At 60.0% G+C, this 19,773-nt stretch carries 20 protein-coding genes and 1 riboswitch; of the genes, 16 read left to right on the top strand and 4 right to left on the bottom strand.

The features are described 5' to 3' along the window. The first annotated feature begins 345 nt into the window (after positions 1-345). From HMPREF2690_RS05875 to HMPREF2690_RS05805, 14 genes are all read left to right on the top strand, one after another. Complete coding sequence (locus tag HMPREF2690_RS05875) at positions 346-1,440, top strand: aa3-type cytochrome oxidase subunit II (RefSeq protein WP_070422165.1); 1,095 nt, start codon at positions 346-348, stop codon at positions 1,438-1,440. 18 nt (positions 1,441-1,458) lie between these two features. Then, positions 1,459-1,890 (top strand): aa3-type cytochrome oxidase subunit IV, encoded by a 432-nt coding sequence (locus HMPREF2690_RS05870; RefSeq protein WP_070422166.1) that lies wholly within the window; start codon positions 1,459-1,461, stop codon positions 1,888-1,890. A 417-nt stretch (positions 1,891-2,307) separates the two neighbouring features. Continuing rightward, positions 2,308-2,928, top strand: a complete 621-nt coding sequence (locus HMPREF2690_RS05860; RefSeq protein ID WP_180950032.1) for an aa3-type cytochrome oxidase subunit III — start codon at positions 2,308-2,310, stop codon at positions 2,926-2,928. A gap of 62 nt (positions 2,929-2,990) precedes the next feature. Then, on the top strand, positions 2,991-3,839 hold the full coding sequence (locus HMPREF2690_RS05855; protein ID WP_070422169.1) for a cytochrome bc1 complex diheme cytochrome c subunit: 849 nt from the start codon (positions 2,991-2,993) through the stop codon (positions 3,837-3,839). Then, positions 3,836-5,056, top strand: coding sequence for a cytochrome bc1 complex Rieske iron-sulfur subunit (locus HMPREF2690_RS05850; protein ID WP_070422170.1), 1,221 nt, complete (start codon positions 3,836-3,838; stop codon positions 5,054-5,056). The genes HMPREF2690_RS05855 and HMPREF2690_RS05850 overlap by 4 nt, the downstream gene beginning before the upstream one ends. Further along, the gene (locus HMPREF2690_RS05845) at positions 5,056-6,678 is read left to right on the top strand and encodes a cytochrome bc1 complex cytochrome b subunit (protein ID WP_070422171.1); all 1,623 of its coding nucleotides are present in this window, start codon (positions 5,056-5,058) and stop codon (positions 6,676-6,678) included. Before HMPREF2690_RS05850 ends, HMPREF2690_RS05845 begins: the two co-directional genes overlap by 1 nt. A gap of 391 nt (positions 6,679-7,069) precedes the next feature. Beyond that, positions 7,070-7,212: riboswitch (cyclic di-AMP (ydaO/yuaA leader) on the top strand. Positions 7,213-7,226: 14 nt separating this feature from the next. Continuing rightward, complete coding sequence (locus tag HMPREF2690_RS05840; RefSeq protein WP_070422172.1) at positions 7,227-7,973, top strand: C40 family peptidase; 747 nt, start codon at positions 7,227-7,229, stop codon at positions 7,971-7,973. 194 nt (positions 7,974-8,167) lie between these two features. After that, positions 8,168-9,196, top strand: coding sequence for a C40 family peptidase (locus HMPREF2690_RS05835; protein WP_070820371.1), 1,029 nt, complete (start codon positions 8,168-8,170; stop codon positions 9,194-9,196). Positions 9,197-9,203: 7 nt separating this feature from the next. After that, a complete protein-coding gene (locus HMPREF2690_RS05830; protein WP_070820370.1) occupies positions 9,204-10,331 on the top strand; it encodes a glycosyltransferase family 4 protein in 1,128 nt (375 codons plus the stop codon). Positions 10,332-10,366: 35 nt separating this feature from the next. Then, a complete protein-coding gene (locus HMPREF2690_RS05825) occupies positions 10,367-11,329 on the top strand; it encodes an ROK family protein (protein WP_070820369.1) in 963 nt (320 codons plus the stop codon). Between the two features lie 14 nt (positions 11,330-11,343). Then, complete coding sequence (locus HMPREF2690_RS05820) at positions 11,344-12,096, top strand: lysophospholipid acyltransferase family protein (protein ID WP_070422176.1); 753 nt, start codon at positions 11,344-11,346, stop codon at positions 12,094-12,096. Further along, entirely contained in the window at positions 12,096-12,311 is a 216-nt protein-coding gene (locus tag HMPREF2690_RS05815) for a hypothetical protein (RefSeq protein WP_070422177.1), read from the top strand. Before HMPREF2690_RS05820 ends, HMPREF2690_RS05815 begins: the two co-directional genes overlap by 1 nt. Before the next feature lie 9 nt (positions 12,312-12,320). Continuing rightward, positions 12,321-12,833 carry a polyadenylate-specific 3'-exoribonuclease AS gene (locus HMPREF2690_RS05810; RefSeq protein WP_070820368.1) on the top strand — a complete coding sequence of 171 codons (513 nt, stop codon included), beginning with the start codon at positions 12,321-12,323 and terminating at the stop codon, positions 12,831-12,833. A gap of 78 nt (positions 12,834-12,911) precedes the next feature. Beyond that, positions 12,912-14,300, top strand: a complete 1,389-nt coding sequence (locus HMPREF2690_RS05805) for a class II 3-deoxy-7-phosphoheptulonate synthase (RefSeq protein WP_070422179.1) — start codon at positions 12,912-12,914, stop codon at positions 14,298-14,300. Positions 14,301-14,321: 21 nt separating this feature from the next. On the opposite strand, the gene HMPREF2690_RS05800 is transcribed toward HMPREF2690_RS05805, so the two are convergent. Continuing rightward, positions 14,322-15,623, bottom strand: a complete 1,302-nt coding sequence (locus HMPREF2690_RS05800) for a protein kinase domain-containing protein (RefSeq protein WP_070820367.1) — start codon at positions 15,621-15,623, stop codon at positions 14,322-14,324. On the opposite strand from HMPREF2690_RS05800, the gene HMPREF2690_RS05795 reads away from it, so the two are divergent. Then, positions 15,622-16,011, top strand: coding sequence for an Rv2175c family DNA-binding protein (locus HMPREF2690_RS05795; protein ID WP_070422181.1), 390 nt, complete (start codon positions 15,622-15,624; stop codon positions 16,009-16,011). The genes HMPREF2690_RS05800 and HMPREF2690_RS05795 overlap by 2 nt on opposite strands. Here HMPREF2690_RS05795 and HMPREF2690_RS05790 read toward each other — a convergent pair. Genes HMPREF2690_RS05790 through HMPREF2690_RS05780 form a run of 3 tightly spaced genes read right to left on the bottom strand, consistent with a single transcriptional unit; the run spans position 15,980 to position 19,148 of the window. Then, the gene (locus HMPREF2690_RS05790; RefSeq protein ID WP_070614590.1) at positions 15,980-17,425 is read right to left on the bottom strand and encodes an alpha-(1->6)-mannopyranosyltransferase A; all 1,446 of its coding nucleotides are present in this window, start codon (positions 17,423-17,425) and stop codon (positions 15,980-15,982) included. The two genes, HMPREF2690_RS05795 and HMPREF2690_RS05790, sit on opposite strands and share 32 nt — an antisense overlap. Continuing rightward, complete coding sequence (locus HMPREF2690_RS05785) at positions 17,425-18,516, bottom strand: polyprenyl synthetase family protein (protein WP_070422183.1); 1,092 nt, start codon at positions 18,514-18,516, stop codon at positions 17,425-17,427. The genes HMPREF2690_RS05790 and HMPREF2690_RS05785 overlap by 1 nt, the downstream gene beginning before the upstream one ends. A gap of 44 nt (positions 18,517-18,560) precedes the next feature. Next, positions 18,561-19,148, bottom strand: coding sequence for a GNAT family N-acetyltransferase (locus HMPREF2690_RS05780; protein WP_070820423.1), 588 nt, complete (start codon positions 19,146-19,148; stop codon positions 18,561-18,563). 167 nt (positions 19,149-19,315) lie between these two features. On the opposite strand from HMPREF2690_RS05780, the gene HMPREF2690_RS05775 reads away from it, so the two are divergent. After that, a complete protein-coding gene (locus tag HMPREF2690_RS05775) occupies positions 19,316-19,750 on the top strand; it encodes an SAV_6107 family HEPN domain-containing protein (protein WP_070820366.1) in 435 nt (144 codons plus the stop codon). Positions 19,751-19,773: the final 23 nt, after the last annotated feature.

Genomic DNA, 19,773 nt, shown 5'->3' with positions numbered 1-19,773 from the left:
ACGCATTCCACAATAGGGTTTTCAACGGCGAACTCGTGAACCGAACGCGTCGCGGAGTGTCCACCTTTTGCGGTGCCCCATAAGGGGGCCAACTAATGGTTGAGGGGTCAAAGCGAAGATTTCGACTGATCTTCGCAACGCCTTGCTTATGAACTTAATGCCCAGCACTGCGGGTTAATTTGCGGGGGAGAGGTGGTTTTGTTCGGAGGGGCGATCGTCGAAAAGCGTGAGGCTCGACAAGATTCCGTAGCGACGATCTGTTTGAACTATTCTGGCTCCGTAGGAATGTTCTGCCATCGGCATGTGCATTCGATGGTTCTAGTGTGGACAGGAAGGCAAACACACGTGGAAAAGGAAGTTAAGCGCGGATTCGCCAAGAAGGCTGCCGTCGCCGGTTCGCTGCTCCTCGGAAGCTTTGCGCTGACGGGCTGTGATGTAGCTCCGCCGGAGTCAGTCGCGCGCATCCTCGACATGGGCTGGCCGGACCCGGTCACCCCTGAAGGTACCCAGATGTACAACTTCTGGGTTTGGGTCTGGGTAGCAGCCTGGACAATCGGCATCATTATGTGGGGTCTTTTCCTCTGGTCCATCGTTCGGTGGAACCACAAGGCCCGCGAAAAGCAGGGTGCCGGCGAGTTCCCGAAGCAGCTGCAGTACAACGTGCCGCTCGAGCTCGGTCTGACGATCCTCCCGATCGTCATCGTTATGGTCCTGTTCTTCTTCACGGTTCAGGCACAGACCCGCACGACCGCCCTGGATAAGGATCCGAAGGTTACCGTTGACGTCACCGGCTACCAGTGGAACTGGAAGTTCGGCTACGCAGAGGTCGCAGGCGATCTGACTGCAGACGGTCGCGACTACGACGGTCTTGACGCTGAGCGCCAGGCTCTTGCAGAGGCGACGAAGTACGACGACGAGGACATGCACAACGCGAACCCGATCCACGGCACCTCGATGGGCGACCTGTCCTACCTCAACTTCAACGAGATCGAGACCGTTGGCTCCACCGAGGAAGTTCCGGTCCTGGTTCTGCCGACCGACACCCCGATTGCATTCCGTCTCGCGTCCGGTGACGTGAACCACGCATTCTGGGTTCCGGAGTTCCTCTTCAAGCGCGACGTCTACGCGCACCCGGAGTCGAACCAGCAGCAGCGTGAGTTCCAGATTGAGCGCATCGACAAGGAAGGTGCATTCGTCGGCCGCTGTGCTGAGATGTGCGGTACCTACCACGCAATGATGAACTTCGAGATCCGTGCAGTCACGCCCGAGAAGTTCCAGCAGTACATCGAATTCCGTCGCCAGAACCCGGAGGCACCGAACTCCGAGGCACTGCGCTCCATCGGTGAAGCACCGTACGCAACCAGCACCCGTCCGTTTGTGTCCGAGCGCGAGGGTTCTCGTGACGGCGTCAACACTGTCGATCCGAACGCGACCGTTTAAGAAAGAGAGAACGTAGCCATGGGAACCGGTTCAAAAGTTTTCTACGCCATTGGCACATTTCTTGCCCTGATGGCAGTGTTCTACATCCTCGCAACGGCGTGGATCGGCGAAGATGCATACCTCTTCGGTGTTGAGTGGATCGGCGCAGTGGGCCTCGTGCTTGCTACCGCACTCTGCTTCATGCTCGGCGGTTACCTCCACATTGCGGAGTCCCGCTCTGACGTCCTCCCGGAAGACTGGGAAGAGGCAGAGATTGAAGACGGCGCTGGCGTGCTGGGCTTCTTCTCGCCGGGCTCGATCTGGCCGTTTACGATGTCTGCATCGATTCTGTTCCTCGGCCTCGGCATTGCCTTCTGGCAGTTCTGGCTGATCGCCTTTGGTGCGGTCATGCTGATCTGGGCTACCGCCCAGCTGAACCTGCAGTACGGCATTCCGCGCGAGAAGCACTAACGCAGAAAGAGTGGGTCGCGGCCTTCCCGGCCCACGATAGTGCCCCTTCCGAGTTATCGGAAGGGGCACTTTTGTTGTTAAAGAGATATCAATCAATCGAAAGTTTAGGCACGAAGCGGGGGTGTGCCACAATGTGATGTCGGGCACACTTGGGAACTTTCTGGAACCCCAGCGCGACTCCTATTTGCTCGAGTAATTGGAGGAACTATCTTGTGGGGGAGCCGGCGACTTTGGGTGGCGGGGCAATGACCTGCGTTGATGTGCGTCGGATAGACGCTATAAAAAGTTCCCGAAATTCTAAAAATTATTTTTGCAACCAAAATGTTTTTAAATGCTGCTGGTTGGGCCCTGTCTCACAGGGAAATCGTGGGGGTGAATGAGATGAATATCAGGAAGAAATAGGGGATAATCGCATGCGTGACGACCGCAACTACTAACCCAAATATGGCGACTCCGCAGAATCGTCTTCCGGCGCTGAACCGGCCGAACATGGTCAGCGTTGGCACGATCGCGTTCCTCGCCCAAGAGCTCATGTTCTTTGCCGGCTTGTTCGCGATGTACTTCACATCGCGTGCAAACGGCCTCGCCGCAGGTGACTGGAGCAACCAGACGGACCACCTCAACGTCCTTTTCGGCGGAATCATTACCGTCGTGCTGATTGGTTCCTCTTTCACCTCTCAGTTCGGCGTGTTCGCTGCAGAACGAGGTGACGTATACGGCTTGCGCAAGTGGTTCACCGTAACCGTTGTGCTTGGCGTCATCTTCCTCGGTCTGGTGGCATTCGAATGGACCGAGATGGTCATGCACGGCGTGACCCCGCAGTCCAGCGTTTATGGATCGGTGTTCTACATCATCACCGGTTTCCACATGGCGCACGTGACTGCAGGCATCATCGCGTTCATCGTTGTGCTGATGCGAGTAGCCAAGTCGAAGTTCACCCCGGCACAGGCAACTGCTGCCATGGTGGTTTCGTACTACTGGCACTTCGTCGACGCCATTTGGATCGGCGTGTTCATCACCCTGTACCTCGTCCAGTAGCCGTGCCCTGGGTATAACCCGGGCTGCAGACGTGTTCTGAAAACTCGTTAATAAGGAACAAAATGGAAAACTCACCCAACAAGAAGCGTCGCGCACGCAAGGCGCAGCGCACCTTCGCAGGTGCTGCTGCGTTGACGCTGGGCTTGTCCGGCGCGGGTCTTCTCGCATCGGCGTTGGCCCCTAATGCACAGGTGGCCACCGCCCAGCGTGACGACCAGGCCCTTATCCAGGAGGGTAAGGAAATCTACGACGTCGCTTGCATCACCTGCCACGGTGCGAACCTGCAGGGCGTTGCCGACCGTGGTCCGTCTCTGATCGGTACCGGCGAAGGCGCCGTGTACTTCCAGGTCAACTCTGGCCGTATGCCGATGATGTCGAACGACGCGCAGGCTGAGCGTAAGAAGCCGCGCTACACGGAGAACCAGGCTCTCGCCTTGGCTGCATATGTCGCAGCCAACGGTGGTGGCCCGGAGCTCGTGTACAACCCGGACGGCACCCTGGCTAAGGAAGAGCTGCGCGGCAAGAACTACGACGGCAAGGTTCAGGAAGCAGACGTCGCACGTGGCGGCGAACTCTTCCGTTTGAACTGCGCCTCCTGCCACAACTTCACCGGTCGTGGTGGCGCATTGTCTTCTGGTAAGTACGCCCCGGTGCTCGACCCTGCGAACGAGCAGGAGATCTACCAGGCGATGCTCACTGGTCCGCAGAACATGCCGAAGTTCTCTGACCGTCAGCTCAGCGCTGATGAGAAGAAGGACATCATTGCCTTCATTAAGTCGACCAAGGAGACCCCGTCCCCGGGTGGCTGGTCCCTCGGTGGCCTCGGCCCGGTTTCTGAAGGTATTGCGATGTGGATGATCGGCATCTCGCTGGTCGCCGCTGGTGCTATGTGGATTGGATCCCGCTCATGAGTGATGTGAAGAAGAATTACACGAAGGAAGAGCTTGACCGCATGAGCAATGCGGAGCTCGCTGCTCTCGGCACGGAGCTTGACGACGTAACGGTTGCTTACCGTAAGGAGCGCTTCCCGGTCGAGGGTGACCCTCGCGAGAAGTCCTCTGAGCGTGGCATCAAGATTTGGTTGGCCATCTCGGTTCTCGCCGCGATTGCTTTCCTCGGTGTTTACCTGTTCTGGCCGTGGGAGCCGAAGTTCCACGGCGACGAAGGTCTCTGGATCTACACCTTCTACACGCCACTGCTTGGTCTGACTGCAGGCCTGGCCTTTCTCGGCCTGGGTGTTGCAATCATCCAGTACGTGAAGAAGTTCGTCCCTGAAGAGATCGCTGTACAGCGTCGCCACGACGGCCCGTCCAGCGAGCTGGATCGTCGCACTACGACCGCACTGCTGAACGATGCTTGGGAGACCTCGACGCTTGGTCGTCGCAAGGCGCTCAAGGGTCTGCTCGGCACCGCTGGTGTCCTCGCCGGTCTGATGGTCATCGCTCCGCTTGGCGGCATGATCAAGAACCCGTGGAAGGTCCGCCACGAGCTGAACTACTTCGGCGACGGCACCCTGTGGACCCACGGCTGGACCGTCCAGGATCAAGGCGTGAAGGTTTACCTCGGCCGCGACACCGGTGCGATTGCAGAACTTCACAAGGGTGAGGTCGGCTCGCACTACACCACCGCCGGCGTGTCTCGCCTGGTGCGTATGCGTCCGGAGGACCTTGCCGCCGCTGCGATGGAGACCGTGTTCCCGCTCTACCCAGAGGACGTCAATGACGGCAAGGAATACGACCCGAAGCGCGATGTGTATGAGAACCACATGCACTCCATCCATGGTCCGCGCAACGCTGTCATGCTGATCCGTCTGCGTTCTGAGGACGCGAAGCGCGTTATCGAACGTGAGGGTCAGGAAGACTTCCACTACGGCGATTACTACGCCTACTCCAAGATTTGCACGCACATTGGTTGCCCGACCTCGCTGTACGAGGCTCAGACCAACCGCATCCTGTGCCCGTGCCACCAGTCGCAGTTCGATGCGTTGCAGCACGGTAAGCCGATCTTCGGTCCCGCCGCTCGTGCACTGCCGCAGCTTCCTGTGACGGTTGACGAAGACGGTTACCTCATCGCCAACGGGAACTTCATTGAGCCCGTCGGCCCGGCATTCTGGGAGCGTCAGTCCTAATGAGTACGAAACTTCAGCAAGCCGCAAACAATGCGGATTCCCGCTTTACCGTTGCGGGCGTCCTGCGCCCGCAGCTCAACAAGGTCTTCCCGACGCACTGGTCCTTCATGCTCGGCGAGATGGCGCTCTACAGCTTCATCATCCTGCTGCTGACCGGTATCTACCTGGCCTTGTTCTTCGACCCGTCGATCACCAAGGTGATCTACGACGGTGCATACCTGCCGCTCAACGGCGTCGAAATGTCCCGTGCATACGCAACCGCGCTTGACATTTCCTTTGACGTCCGCGGTGGCCTGTTTGTTCGTCAGATGCACCACTGGGCTGCACTGATGTTCATGATGGCCATGTTCGCCCACATGATGCGTGTCTTCTTCACCGGTGCGTTCCGTCGCCCGCGTGAGGCAAACTGGCTCATCGGTGTAACCCTTGTCCTCCTCGGCATGATTGAGGGCTTCATGGGCTACTCCCTGCCGGACGATCTGCTCTCCGGTGTTGGTCTGCGCATTATGTCCGCGATCATCCTGGGCCTGCCGATCATCGGCACCTGGATGCACTGGGCTATCTTCGGCGGCGACTTCCCGTCCGATCTGATGCTGGACCGCTTCTACATCCTGCACGTGCTGATCCTGCCGGGCATCATCCTGGCGCTGATCGCAGCTCACCTGCTGCTCGTGTGGTTCCAGAAGCACACCCAGTTCCCGGGACCGGGTCGCACCGAGAACAACGTTGTTGGTGTCCGCATCATGCCGGTGTTTGCAACGCACGCAATCGGCTACATGATGATCGTGTTCGCAGTGCTGGCTGCAATGGCTGGTCTGACCACCATCAACGGTATTTGGAACATCGGCCCGTACAACCCGTCGCAGGTGTCTGCTGGTTCGCAGCCTGACGTCTACATGCTGTGGACTGATGGTGCCGCCCGTGTCATGCCGGCTTGGGAGCTCTACATCGGTAGCTACACCATCCCGGGTGCATTCTGGGTCGCACTGCTCTGTGGTCTGATGGTTGCGCTGCTCATCGCCTACCCCTTTATCGAGAAGAAGGTCACCGGCGACGACGCACACCACAACTTGCTGCAGCGTCCGCGTGACGTTCCGGTACGTACCGGCATCGGCGTGATGGGTCTGACCTTCTTCCTGCTGATGACCATCTCCGGTGGTAACGACCACGTTGCTCACTTCTTCCAGATCTCGCTGAACGCGATGACCTGGGTGGGACGTATCGGCATCATTGTTCTGCCGCCGCTGGCATTCTTCATCACCTACCGTCTGTGCATCGGCCTGCAGCGCTCCGACCGCGCTGTGCTGGAGCACGGTATCGAGACCGGCATCATCAAGCGTTTGCCGAACGGTGCCTTCATCGAGATCCACCAGCCGCTTGGCCCAGTGGATGAGAATGGTCACCCGGTTCCGCTCGAGTACGCAGGTGCTCGTGTGCCGAAGCAGATGAACCAGCTTGGCTTCGCTGACTCTGAGACCATCGGTAAGTTCTCGCCCGCCGAGATCGGCGTGTCTGAGCGTGTACGCGATGCAGAGAAGCAGAAGCACGAGGAGGCTGTCGAGACGCTGCGTGCTCTCGAGGCCAACAAGGATCGCGACGACCGCGACGTATCGCCTCGCTAGCATGTAAGTAGTTGCGTGAATCGTCCCGCACCACACTGTGGTGCGGGGCGATTTTCTTTGTAACAATGAGGTTAACAAGCAAGTGTGAGTAAGATCACACAATCCGTTTTAATTGGGTTGTCTTTAACTTTGCGGAGATCAACTTGCTTCTTGGTTCGGCGGATAAATGCGCAGCGTATGGCCGTGTTTTGAGGTTGTTGGACCGTTCTTAGTTTTCATTTAGAAACGCAGACTTCGACGCTGTTTCGCATCAAATCTTTTGATAACGGAACTGTAACGGCGTGTTGGCTGGACACTCTTGTTGCCGTTTCGTAACCTGTTCGAGACATTGCGACAACAGCCGTTGGAAGCATGGATCGAAAACAACATATGAGCCGTAACTCTGAAGTGGAGATCGGAAAAGCCGATCGAAGCCGAAGGGGACCGGGGAACCAGAGTGGAGCACCTGCTCCCGTGGGGCGTAGGTCGTTCGGACCGAGGGTCATTTCTCAACACCCCGCCCGACAGCTAACCCGGTTGGCGAAGAGAAGATATGGAGAAAATCTAAAGTGGCAAAGCACCGTCGCCAGACCAACACCGCAGCCCGCGCAGCAGCGGCCACCACCGCTCTCGCAGCAGGCGCTGCGCTCATCGCGCCGGCCGCCGCCTCCGCAGCAGAGGTCCGCGTCCCCAACTCGCCGATCGCAGTACAGGTCCCGGGTATTGAGACCATTCCAGGCGTAGCGGCAATCCCGGGCATTGACGCCTGGATCCCGTCGCTGAAGGGCGCAGCCGCTACGGGCGACGCTCAGGCTGCTATCGCTCGCGTGAAGGCTCTGCCGGGCGTGAACAACGTTCCGGGCTTCAGCGCCTTCATCGCGAACGTCGAGAAGCAGGTTCTGCCGGCACAGGCCGCAACCAACTACTCGGCACCGGCCGCTGCGCCGCAGCCGGCTCCGGCCCCGCAGCCGTCCTTCGCTGAGCGCGTTGTGTCCATCGCACAGTCCAAGGTTGGTTCCCCGTACGTTTACGGTGCAGCTGGCCCGAACGCATTCGACTGCTCCGGCTTCACCTCCTGGGTTTACGCTCAGGCTGGCAAGTCCATCCCGCGTACCTCCCAGGCTCAGGCTGCTGCTGGCCAGCAGGTTGCGCTGAGCAACATCCAGCCGGGTGACATCGTTGTTTACTACGGTGGTGCATCCCACGTTGGCATCTACGTTGGCAACGGCCAGATCATCGATGCGCTGAACTCCGGTATCCCGGTGGGCTACCGCGATCTGCACCTCATGCCGATCCACTCTGTGGTTCGCTTCTAACGGCACGTTTTCAAGCCCCGACTCTGTGTTTGGAGTTGGGGCTTTCGTGCGTTTTGGGGACCTTGACACCTCGTGCGTCACACCAGTGCTCTTGATTCACAATATGCTGTGTGGCCATGTTTTTTGCTTGGACGGTGGGACCGATGTCGCTATAGTTTTTGTGTTCTCACAAGTATTGCGAAAAGGTTTTGGTCGTGGGTAAGCACTCTTTTCAGTCTCGTCGTCCTTCTGCTCAGAAGACCGCAGTGTCCGCGCTCGTCGGCGTCATCCTCGCCGGCGGCGTAGCGGCCCCTGTGAAGGCCGATGATGTCGATGCTCTCATCGATGAGATGGAGCAGATCTCCCACGACGCCACTGCGAAGTCGGAAGAAATTAAGGGACTCGAAGAGAAAATCGCCGATTCAGAGCGCAAGGTTGAGGAAGCCAATGGCCGCGCTGCAGAGGCGAAACAAGAACTTGCCGCTATTCAGGAGGTAAGTAACGAGCATCGCAGGAATGTCGGTGACATTGCGCAGTCCCGTTACCGTATCCCGAAATCTGAAGCGATCCTGACCACCCTGGATTCGGGCAACCCGCAAGAGGCGATCGACCGTTCCGCTTATTTGGCGGCGCTCACTCGCAAGTCTCAGCGTGCGTTGACCGAGTTGGAGGATGCCAACCGGGTGGCGGCAGAGAAGTCCAACTCGGCCAATATTGCGGTGGCAGAGGCACGCCATGCGCGCAATGAGCTGGAGATCCAGCGAAAGAAGCTGGAACGTGAACGTGAAGAGCTGGATGACAAGGTTCGTGACATCGAACACCGCGTAGACAACTTGAGCGAGGCCGATCGCCTGCGCTGGATCAATAAGGACAACCCGATTAGCGGCGCTTCGCTTCCGGGCGTGGACTCCGGAATCGTTGGTGCGGCGTTGGCTCAGGTGGGTAAGCCATATGGCTGGGGCTCTGCTGGACCGGATGCGTTCGATTGCTCTGGTCTGATGGTGTGGGCGTATGAGCAGAACGGCATTAGCATTCCGCGTACCTCCCAAGCGCAGCTTGCGGGTGGCACACCGGTGTCGCTGGATGCGTTGCAGCCGGGTGACATCATTGGTTACTACCCGGGTGTGACTCACGTGGGTATGTACATCGGTAACGGCATGGTCGTTCACTCGTCTGACTACGGCATTCCGATCCAGGTAGTGCCGGCGAACTCCATGCCGATTCAGGGGGCTGTGCGCTACTAGCGCGATTATGACCACGTTGTTGGTAACGAATGATTTCCCGCCCACTGTCGGCGGGATTCAGTCGTACTTACGGGATTACGTCGACGAGCTCGTCAAGCGCGAAGGCCCGGAATCAATCGTGGTGCTCGCATCCGTCCAGGAAGCAGATGCTGCGCGCGAGTGGGACGCCGAACAAAGTTTTACGGTGATTCGTTGGCCGCGCAACATCATGTTGCCTACCCCGGGGCTTGCTCGGGAGATGGCTCGAATTATCAGAACGCACAGCATCGACACTGTGTGGTTCGGTGCGGCTGCACCGTTGGCAATTCTCGGAGCCCAGGCGAAACGTGCTGGAGCAAAACGTGTGGTGGCCACCACCCACGGCCACGAGGTGGGCTGGGCGATGATTCCTGTGGCCCGTCAGGTGTTGCGCCGGATTGGTCGTAGCGCGGATGTGGTGACGTACATTTCGCGGTTCACGATAGAGCGCTTGCAGGCGGTGTTCGGCGATGACGTCGACTATGTTGCGCTGCCGTCGGGGGTGGACACGGATTTCTTCGCGCCAGCGAGCGCGCACAAGCGGGATGAAACGCGGCGCTGGCTCGGCGTGGGTGATGCGCCACTTGTGGTGTGTTCGTCGCGGTTGGTCCCGCGCAAGGGACAGGATGTGTTGATCCGTGCGTTGCCGGAGATTCGTCGATACGCGCCGAATGCGAGATTGGTGATTGTGGGGGAGGGGCCGTACGAGCAGCGGCTGCGCAAGCTCGCCGCGTCTTCGCCGGGCGTGGAATTCACGGGCCGGGTGTCGCGCGAGCGGTTGCGCGACATTGTGGCTGCCGCCGATGTGTTTGCGATGCCCGCGCGGACGCGGTGGGGTGGTCTTGATGTGGAAGGTCTGGGGATTGTGTATCTCGAGGCGCAGGCGTGTGGGGTTGCGGTGGTCGCTGGCGATTCCGGTGGTGCGCCGGAGACGGTGGTGCCGGAAAGTGGTGTCGTCGTCAATGGTCGCGATGTGAATGAGGTCGCGCGGTCCATTGGGCAATTGCTTTGCGACGACCACCGCACCGCCATGGGCACCGCCGGGCGCAAGCATGTGCAACGGGAGTTTTCGTGGGGCACTCTGGGGGAGCGCCTGCGCGACGTGTTGGCGGGTTAGGGCTGACCGCTGTCAGGGGCATAAACTGTCCGGCTATGACTTCACAACGAGGAGACCAGGCGCTGACAGTCGGCTTTGACATTGGCGGGACGAACGCTCGTGCATCTGTGGTCGCGCCGGATGGGTCGATCCTCGACACGGTGAGTACGCGGACCCCGCAGGACGCTGACGGGCTGACCCGCACGATCGTGCAGATGGTCGAGCAGCTCCAGGACAAACACGAGATCGGGGCAGTTGGCGCTGCCGTTGCGGGCTTCCTCGACCCGGAGTGTGAAATCGTGCGTTTTGCGCCCCATTTGCCGTGGCGTGATGATCAGCCGGTGCGCAAAGATTTGGAGAATGCGCTGGGGCTGCCGGTCCGGCTCGAGCACGATGCGAATGCGGCAGCCTGGGGTGAGTATCGGTTCGGTGCCGCTCGTGACGCAGAGACGTGGGTGTTTTTCGCCGTCGGCACAGGGATCGGCGCAACGCTGATGCACCGTGGCGAGATTTACCGTGGTGCGTTCGGCACCGCGCCTGAGTTTGGCCACATCACGGTGGTGTCGGGAGGTCGGGTGTGCTCGTGTGGCAAGCAGGGCTGTCTTGAGCGATACGCTTCTGGCACCTCGCTGGTCGATTGTGCGATCGAGATTGCCAGCAGGGGAGGGTATCGAGGTTCCGATTTGTACCGGGAGGTCGTCGAAAAGCGAGCAAGCGGGCACGACATTATGGCCGCAGCACGCGCAGGCGATGGGCTGGGTGTGGCGGCTCTGGAGAGTTTCTCCATCTGGCTGGGACGAGGCCTGGCAATGGTGTCCGACATTTTGGATCCATCGCTGATCGTCCTCGGCGGTGGTGTGAGCGAAGACGCTGATCTTTTCCTTGACGCTGCCAAAGCGTCCATGGCGTCGAACATCGTCGGCGCTGGATACCGTCCGCTGCCGGAGATCCTCTGTGCTGAGCTCGGAGCGAAGGCGGGTATGATTGGCGTTGCTGATTTGGCCCGCCAGCTGCGATAAAAAGGGGAGAAACAATGGCAAACAAGTGGTATTCCCTGTTCAAGGCTATTTTCGGGCCGCCGCTGTTGGTGTGGAACCGCCCGCGCATTTACGGTGTGGAGAACATCCCGGACGAAGGTCCGGCCCTGTTGGTTTCTAACCATCAGGCTGTGCTGGATTCCTTTTACTTGCCGTTGATGGTTCGCCGACAGCTGAAGTTCCCGGCCAAAATGGAGTACTTCACTGGCACGGGGCTCAGTGGACGTTTGCAGCGGTTTTTCTTCACCGCCGTGGGTCAAGTTCCCATTGACCGAAGCTCCGACACCGCCGGGGACGTCTTGCTGGAAACGGTGAAGAAGATTTTCGACGACGGCGAGCTCTTCGGCATTTATGCCGAGGGAACCCGTTCGCCGGATGGGCGTGTGTACAAGGGGCGCACTGGCATGGCGCGCATTGCTATGCCAACCGGCGTGCCTGTGATTTTGGTCGGCATGATTGGATCTGGTCGCGCGAACCCGATCGGCACCAAGCTCATCCGGCCGGTCAAGGTGCAGATCAAGATTTCGGAGCCGATTGATCCGCGAGCTTGGGCGGTTGAAAATGGCTACGACCCTGACTCGCGCGAGGCCGTGCGTCCCTTTACGGACTACTGCATGCATCGCATTGCAGAGATGATCGGTGAGGAATACGTGGATGTCTACGCGACGGATGTGAAGAAGTCCCTCGAGCAGACGGGGAAGTACCCCGAAGGTGCTGAACCGAAAACTGGGCCGAAAGGTGTGCAGTAATGAATAAACCACTTGTTACCCGAATCGCGTTGGTATGCGTCGTTGTTGTGATGTTCCTGATTGCGTCTGAGCAGGGCTGGTACCCGAAACTGTCGGGCCCGCTTGCTGTCGTTGCGGTGGCTGCAGTGATGTTTTGGCCGAGGCGTGTTGAGGGTGAGAAGGGCCCTTCGCGGCGCGAGGTGTTGGGGGATATTCGATCGGAGCAACGGAAGTAGTTCGACGCAGTGAGATTCTTCTACGACACCGAATTCATTGAGGACGGCGAGACGATCGAGCTGGTGTCCATCGGCATTGTTGCTGAGGATGGCCGCGAATACTATGCGGTGTCCGATGAGTTCGACCCAGCACGCGCCAACGCTTGGGTCAAAGCGCACGTGTTGTCGAAGCTCCCTCCGAAGAACCAACCAGTGTGGAAGTCGCTGGAGCGCATCCGTAACGAGGTCTATGAGTTTCTCACCTCGGGTGACACCAGGCCAGAACTGTGGGCTTGGGTTGGCGCCTATGACCACGTGGTGCTCGCGCAACTATGGGGTGACATGTCCGGTCTGCCGCGTTTGCTGCCGCGCTACACCTGCGAGCTGAAGCAGTATTGGCAGATGGCAGGCAAGCCGCGTCTGCCACGGGTGCCGGAGGGCAACCACGATGCTCTCGTTGATGCGCGCCATAATCTGCGGAAGTTTCGTGTATGTGCGGAGCATTTGCCGTTGAACCGCGACGGCGCCGTATCCAAAATGTGAGACGATAAAACCGCCTTGTGAGAAGTTGCAGGCTGTACCGCCTGTACTGGGGCAGTAATCCGTGCTAAATATAGAACGGTGAGCTGGACTATTGATATCCCCAAAGAGGTACTGCCCGATCTGCCGCCGCTGCCGGGAGATTTAAACGCGCAGTTTGAAGATGTTATTTCCCGCGATGCGAAGCAGCAGCCGTCGTGGGACCCTGCCCAGGCTGAGTATGTTCGCAAGATTTTGGAGTCCGTCCCGCCGGTCGTGCTCGCGCCCGAGGTTGAGGGGCTCAAGTCGCATCTAGCGGACGTCGCCAACGGCAAGGCGTTCATGCTGCAGGGTGGCGATTGTGCTGAGACGTTCGAGTCCAACACCGAGCCACACATCCGTGCCAACGTGCAGACCCTGCTGCAGATGGCTGCGGTGTTGACCTACGGTGCGTCGATGCCGGTGGTCAAACTTGCTCGTATTGCTGGCCAGTACGCGAAGCCGCGCTCGTCTGATCTTGATGAGAACGGTTTGCCGAATTACCGCGGTGACATCGTCAATGGTGTGGATCCGACCGAGGAGTCTCGTCGCCACGATCCGGCCCGCATGGTGCGTGCGTACGCGAACTCGTCGGCGGCGATGAACTTGGTGCGTGCCCTGACGGCGTCCGGTACTGCGGACCTGCACAACATCAATAACTGGAACCGAGAGTTCGTGACTAACTCGCCTGCGGGTGCGCGTTACGAAGCACTTGCTCGCGAGATTTCGCGTTCGCTTGCGTTCATGGATGCTTGTGGCGTCAGTGACACGAACTTGCGCACGTCCAGCGTGTACGCATCCCACGAGGCGCTGTTGGTGGATTACGAACGTGCGATGCTGCGTTTGGCCACGGATTCGAAGGGTGAGACGAAGCTTTACGATCTGTCCGCCCACCAGCTCTGGATCGGTGAGCGCACCCGCGGTATCGACGATTTCCACGTCAACTTCGCCGCGATGATCAGCAACCCGATCGGTATCAAGTTGGGCCCGACCACCACTCCAGAAGAGGCTGTCGCTTACGCAGATAAGCTTGATCCGAACCGCGAGCCGGGTCGTTTGACCATGGTGATCCGCATGGGGCAGGACCGGATCCGCGAAGTACTGCCTGGCATTGTCAAGGCGGTTGAGGCCTCCGGCCACAAGGTCATTTGGCAGTCGGACCCGATGCACGGCAATACGTTCACGTCGAGCAATGGCTACAAGACGCGTCACTTTGACAAGATCATCGACGAAGTTCAGGGCTTCTTCGAGGTCCACCGCGAACTCGGCAGCCACCCGGGTGGTATTCACATCGAGCTCACGGGTGAAGACGTCACTGAGTGCCTCGGCGGTGCGCAGGACATCACTGATGTGGATCTGCCGGGCCGTTACGAGTCCGCTTGCGACCCGCGTCTGAACACCGAGCAGGCACTCGAGCTGTCCTTCCTCGTTGCAGAGATGCTGCGCTACTAAGACAGCGCTACTCGGCCAGCGCTACCGCGGGATGACGATCTCCGGGATGTCGCCATACATCCCGGAGCCGAACCACCACGCGCCCAGACCAACCGCAGCTACCACGGCGATTGCAACAGCGGTGTAGAGCACGACACCGATCAGAGAGCGGTTAGTTACCGGCTTGACAGCGGGGCGCTTTGCCGGATTGGGAGCGGCAGGCCGGGGTGCACGTGGTGGCACGGGTGCGGGCACGGGGGCGGCTGCAGGCGGAACGGGGGCCGGAACCGGAGCCGGAGACGCCTGTGCAGCGGGCCATTGGCTGCGTGACGGCAGTTCTGGGGACGCCTGCTTAGTTGGCCTCGCAACTGCAGGGGCGACTCGCGTTGGCGCCTCGTCATCGGGGAAGAGGCGTCGCTGTGCGGCGTTGTTGACTAGTCCGAAGTTAGTCGGGTGTGCTGCGGCTCGCGTGGCTGCGGCATTGCGCGGGGCAGGCACGGTGTAATCCGGCAGTGCAAGTTCGGCTGCTACGTCGTCGAGTGCGGCGAGGAATTCTCCCGCATCGCGGAAGCGCGCTTCGGGGGTGCGGGCGGTTGCGGTGGCGACGAGCTCGTCGAAAAGCATTGGCACCCCGGCAATGAGTGAGGACGGCGCGGGCACATCTCCATGGAGGCGTGCGTACGCGTGCGCGATGGGGGTGTCGCCGTGAAATGGCGTGCGGCCGGTGAGGAGTTCGAACAACACGATGCCGGCGGAGTACACATCCGATGCGGCTGTGATGGGGCTGCCGTCGACTTGTTCGGGGGAGAGGTAGGCGACGGTGCCCACGATTTGGTCGGTCGAATGTGTGTTTTCGGCGGCTGCGCGCACGAGGCCGAAGTCGGAGAGTTTGACGCGGCTGGAGGTGTCGATAAGCACGTTGTCCGGCTTAATATCGCGGTGCACCATGCCTTTCTCATGCGCGACAGAAAGTCCCGTGAGCATGCCGCGCATCACCTCCGCGGCTGCGTGGGGAGGCATCGGACCACGCTCGGCGAGCAATTCGCGCAGCGTGCCGCCGGTGATGAGTTCCATGATGAGAAACACGTTGTTGCCGGACGCGGAGAAGTCGTACACGTTGACCAAGTTAGGGTGGCTGAGCTGCGCCATCGCGCGGGCTTCGCGCCGGAAGCGGTCGCGAAACACAGCGTCGTGGACGTATTGCTCGTGCATGACTTTCGCAGCGACTTCCCGGCCCAGGCGGGAATCGATGCAGCGATACACCGTGGCCATGCCACCACGGGCGATGGCGCGGTCCACGACGTAGCGTTCGTCGAGAGTTGTGCCTGGAGCGAGTATTGCCATGTACCCCAGGGTAGAATCGGGCGCCGTGAGCACACAAACGAATCTCGAGCAATTGCTTAGCGACGAAACCTTGCTGGCCTTTCCCGACGCCGCCGAAGCGTTGGGCGTTCCGGTCACTCGTGTGCACGACTATGTCGGTGCCCGCAAACTTGTCATGTACATCCGGGATGGTAAAAAATTCATCCCGGCTGGGCTGATCGGTGAGGATGGGCTGTCGAAGTTCGTCTCAGGCGCGATCACCGTGCTTGCCGATGGCGGCTACAACGACGAGGAGATCCTCACATTCCTCTACACCGAAGAGGATTCGCTACCGGGGCGCCCGATTGACGCCTTGCATGGTCAGAAAGCGCGCGAAGTTATTCGTCGTGCGCAAGCGATGGCGTTTTAAACACCCAGCGAGTCGCTACCACGGCGACGATGAAGGCTGCGGCGAGGAACCACACGTCGTAGAGCCTGTGGTTGCCGCTGCCTGTAAACGCGAGTGCCACGACGACGGATGCGCCGGTAGTAATTCTAGCTACCCAGGCCGGTGCCCGGAACGTGCCCACGAGCGCCAAGATGGAGGCGTAGTACCACGGCAGCGTTACCGCGTTGGTGACAAACGCTGCCGTATACGCCACGGTGGTGCCCGCCAGCATCCGCGGCGCGTAGGCCTTGCCGCGCGCCGGGCGGAACCACCACCACGTGATCACGAGCGCGAGGAGCATCGCGAAGCTGAACACCGTGCGGGTGGCTGCAAGCGTTGTGTTGTAGCTGAAGTCGTCGTTGACCAACTGCACGAGCGGGGTAATCAGTTCTGCGGCGAACGTCGGACCAGCCAGCGGATTGATCACCTTCGAGTTACCGGTGATTTCCTCGAGCCAACCCCACGTTGAGCCGCAGACCCACGTCACCACCTGGATGACGGCGACCGAGACCGCCAGCGCCCAGGCTCCAGAGACGGCAAGCGCGGCGAGGTGGTGGGGCACATCGTGGACGCGGGCGCGACGCGTGACCATCAGCCACACCACAAACGGCAACGCGAACGCAGCCGTGGCCTTGAGCGATACCGCGCATGCGATGAGCACGATTCCGGGGGTGCACCACGTGTGTCGCATGCACAGGTACAGGCCCGCGCACACCAGGCCGACCATGACCGCCTCGTTGTGCATGCCGCCAATCAGGTGCAACAGCATGACAGGGTTGGCTACACCTACCCACAGTGCAAACCCGGGGCTAGCACCTGCGAGGCGCGCGATGCGCGGTACCGACCAGACAATGAGCGCGAAACCTGCCAGCGCGATAAGCCGGTAGGCAACGACGCCAAACGCGACGTGGTCGCCGACAATCGTGGTCACCGCTTTGCCAATGCCCAAGTGCAGTGGCCCGTACGGCGTTGTGGTGTTGCGCCAGTCGTGGGAGACCTCCCACAAATACGGGCCGGGGTTGATAGCGGCGCCTTCGGAGTAGGGGTCGAAGCCGTCGCGAAGCATTGCCCCCTGCATGAGGTAGGAGTACACGTCGCGCGACATGATTGGTGCGCTCAAGGCGAGTGGAGCGGCCCACGACCACACCGCACGGAGCACGGTCTGCTCGCCTGGGCGGGTGCGCCACAGCCACAGCCAGGCAAACACGAGAAGACCAGTGCCCGCCATCAGGAGGCCGTCCATCATGCCGCGGCCGTGGCCGTAAGTGAGGAACTCAAGGCCTATCGAGCGCATGAGGCCGTCACGGTAACGCGTCGCTCCGGCACCAAAGGAACCGATCGCGATGAGAACGGCTGCGACAACGCCGAGGGGGATCGGCCGGATTTTACCGGCCATCACATACGCCGGTCTGTGGCCTTGTGGGCCAACTCGGACAGTGCCTGGCGAGCTTCAGCAGTAATACCGGCGGTATCCAGGTGAGCAATGCCGGACGCGGTGAGACGGTTAATGCGCTCTTCGACCGCATCCTCCGCACCACTTTGGCGGATGAGATCGGCGAGGCGCTGAAGCACCTTTGGGTCGGTGGCGGTACCTACACCGGTGCGGAGCTCGTCGGCATCGTTGGCATCGAGAAGCTCAAGCGCCGTCGCGTAAAGGACAGTGCGCTTTCCTTCGCGCAGGTCATCGCCCGCGGGTTTTCCGGTGATTGCTGGGTCGCCGAAGACACCGAGGAGGTCGTCGCGAAGCTGGAATGCGATGCCAATATCGCGTCCGTAACCACGGAATGCCGCAATGGTCTCATCGTCGGCACCAGCAATAGTCGCACCAAGATGAAGCGGACGCTCGATCGTGTACGCGGCGGTCTTAAACCGGTTCACCCGATCCGCCATGTCCGCAGACTCGCTGCCACGGCTTTCCAACGAAATATCAAGGATCTGCCCACCGATGACTTCCGTGCGCATGCCCACCCACGGTTCCGCGGCGCGTTGCAGCGCCTCCAACGAAACACCGGAGTAGCGCCACATATCTTCCGCCCAGACTAAGGCGAGATCGCCAAGCAAAATCGCGGTGTTCACGCCAAACGTCGCAGCGTCGCCCAGCCAACGGTTTTCGAGGTGCTGGGCCTCCACACTGCGGTGCACCGTGGGGTTTCCGCGACGGGTATCGGAGGCGTCCACGATGTCATCGTGGACCAGTGCACACGCCTGGATGAACTCAAGCGCACTCATCGCGCGCAAGACCGCGTTTGGGTCCTCGCCGCTGGTTTCCAAACCACCGGCGCCGACAAAACCTGCCCAGCCGTACAGCGGACGCACTCGCTTGCCACCACCCAGTGTGAACGCGCGCAAGTGCGCGACTGCTTCCGAGACAGGCTCACCGATCGCGGAAATCGCCGGCCCGTGTTCGTCGAAAAACTGCTCCAAATGCTTTTCGACGACACCAGGCACCGCACTTAAGTTCCCAATCCCCAATTCGTGTGTAGCCACGCTGCTCCTCACCGTCGTCTACGAAAATCTCTCTGGAACGTACCCTAGTCAGCCTCGCCGACACGGGGTGTGCCCGCCATGTCGAGTGCGAGAATCGCAAACGGGCGAGGGTCGCTTCCGTAATAAAAATTGCGAGCAACGTCCTGGAACCCAAACTTGCGGTAAAGCCCAAATGCGTTATTAGCTTCGCCGTCTATCTCGGGAGTAGATAGGACAGCCCAACGAGCTGATGTCGATGCGAGCAGTTCCCTGAGCATCGCCGCACCAATGCCGCGGCCCTGGTGCCTCGGATCCACATGCACTTCGGCGATTTCGAAGTAGTTGGCCAGTAGCGCACGGTCGTCGTCAGAAAGCATGCCGTCTGGACGTTGCTGAGTGAGTGCTTTGACGAGTTGTTGGTCCCACCATCGCTCCCGCGCGCCGAGAAAACCGTAGGCCACTCCGATGACGCTGTTGTCCGAGATTGCGGCCACGGCGGAAAAGCCTGGCCAGGTGACCTCTCCACGCCACACGCGTAAACGCTGCGCGCGCATGGTTTGGGGGTACCCCATAGCTTCCATGTAGATGTCCACCAACCGTGGCACGAGGAAAGAAAACTCCGCCTTGGTCAGCCTTTGGATCTCAATGTGCACCCCACTATCGAACCACTTATGTGCCTGTTGCGGGGCTTGACCACACATCCTCGTTCGAACAGTCGAACAAACGTGCTAATTTTTGGTTGTGGTGTCGTGGGTGACTTCTAGGGTCATGGGCAATCAAAAGGCGACATGCACTGGTAACAGCGAAAGGGGAAAGTGTCATGGGAAGCGTAGTTTCAGCCACAACGGGCAGGGCGTACGGGGATATGGGGGCGCCGCGAAAGTTTGACTCGTTCATCTTCTCTGCGGAGGCACTGCTTGCACAGGCACACACCGACTTTGCGGCAAGGCGCTACGACCTTGCAATGGAAAACGCATACCGGGCTGCACTGCGCATCGCTGGCGCATGCAACGCTCGCAGCGTTGTGCTCCGGAAGCGGAAGCGGCTGCCAACTAATGCGTGGGACAAGCTCGCGCTCACCGGGGAAAGTGGCCAGCACTGGGCGACGGTATTTTCTGCATACTCGGCGCGCCGGGCGAGGGTGGCGTCTGGGATCGACGACAACCCGTCGCCGGTCGTGGTCTCAAGCCTTATCGGTTCGGCTGAGGACTTTCTCCTGGACACCACTGGGGGTGATGCGCCGATGGCGGCGTAATAAGGCGCGGGAACAATGTGGGT

Source organism: Corynebacterium sp. HMSC034E11 (genome assembly GCF_001835905.1).
Classification (GTDB): domain Bacteria; phylum Actinomycetota; class Actinomycetes; order Mycobacteriales; family Mycobacteriaceae; genus Corynebacterium; species Corynebacterium coyleae.
This window is presented reverse-complemented; position numbering and strand designations above follow the sequence as displayed.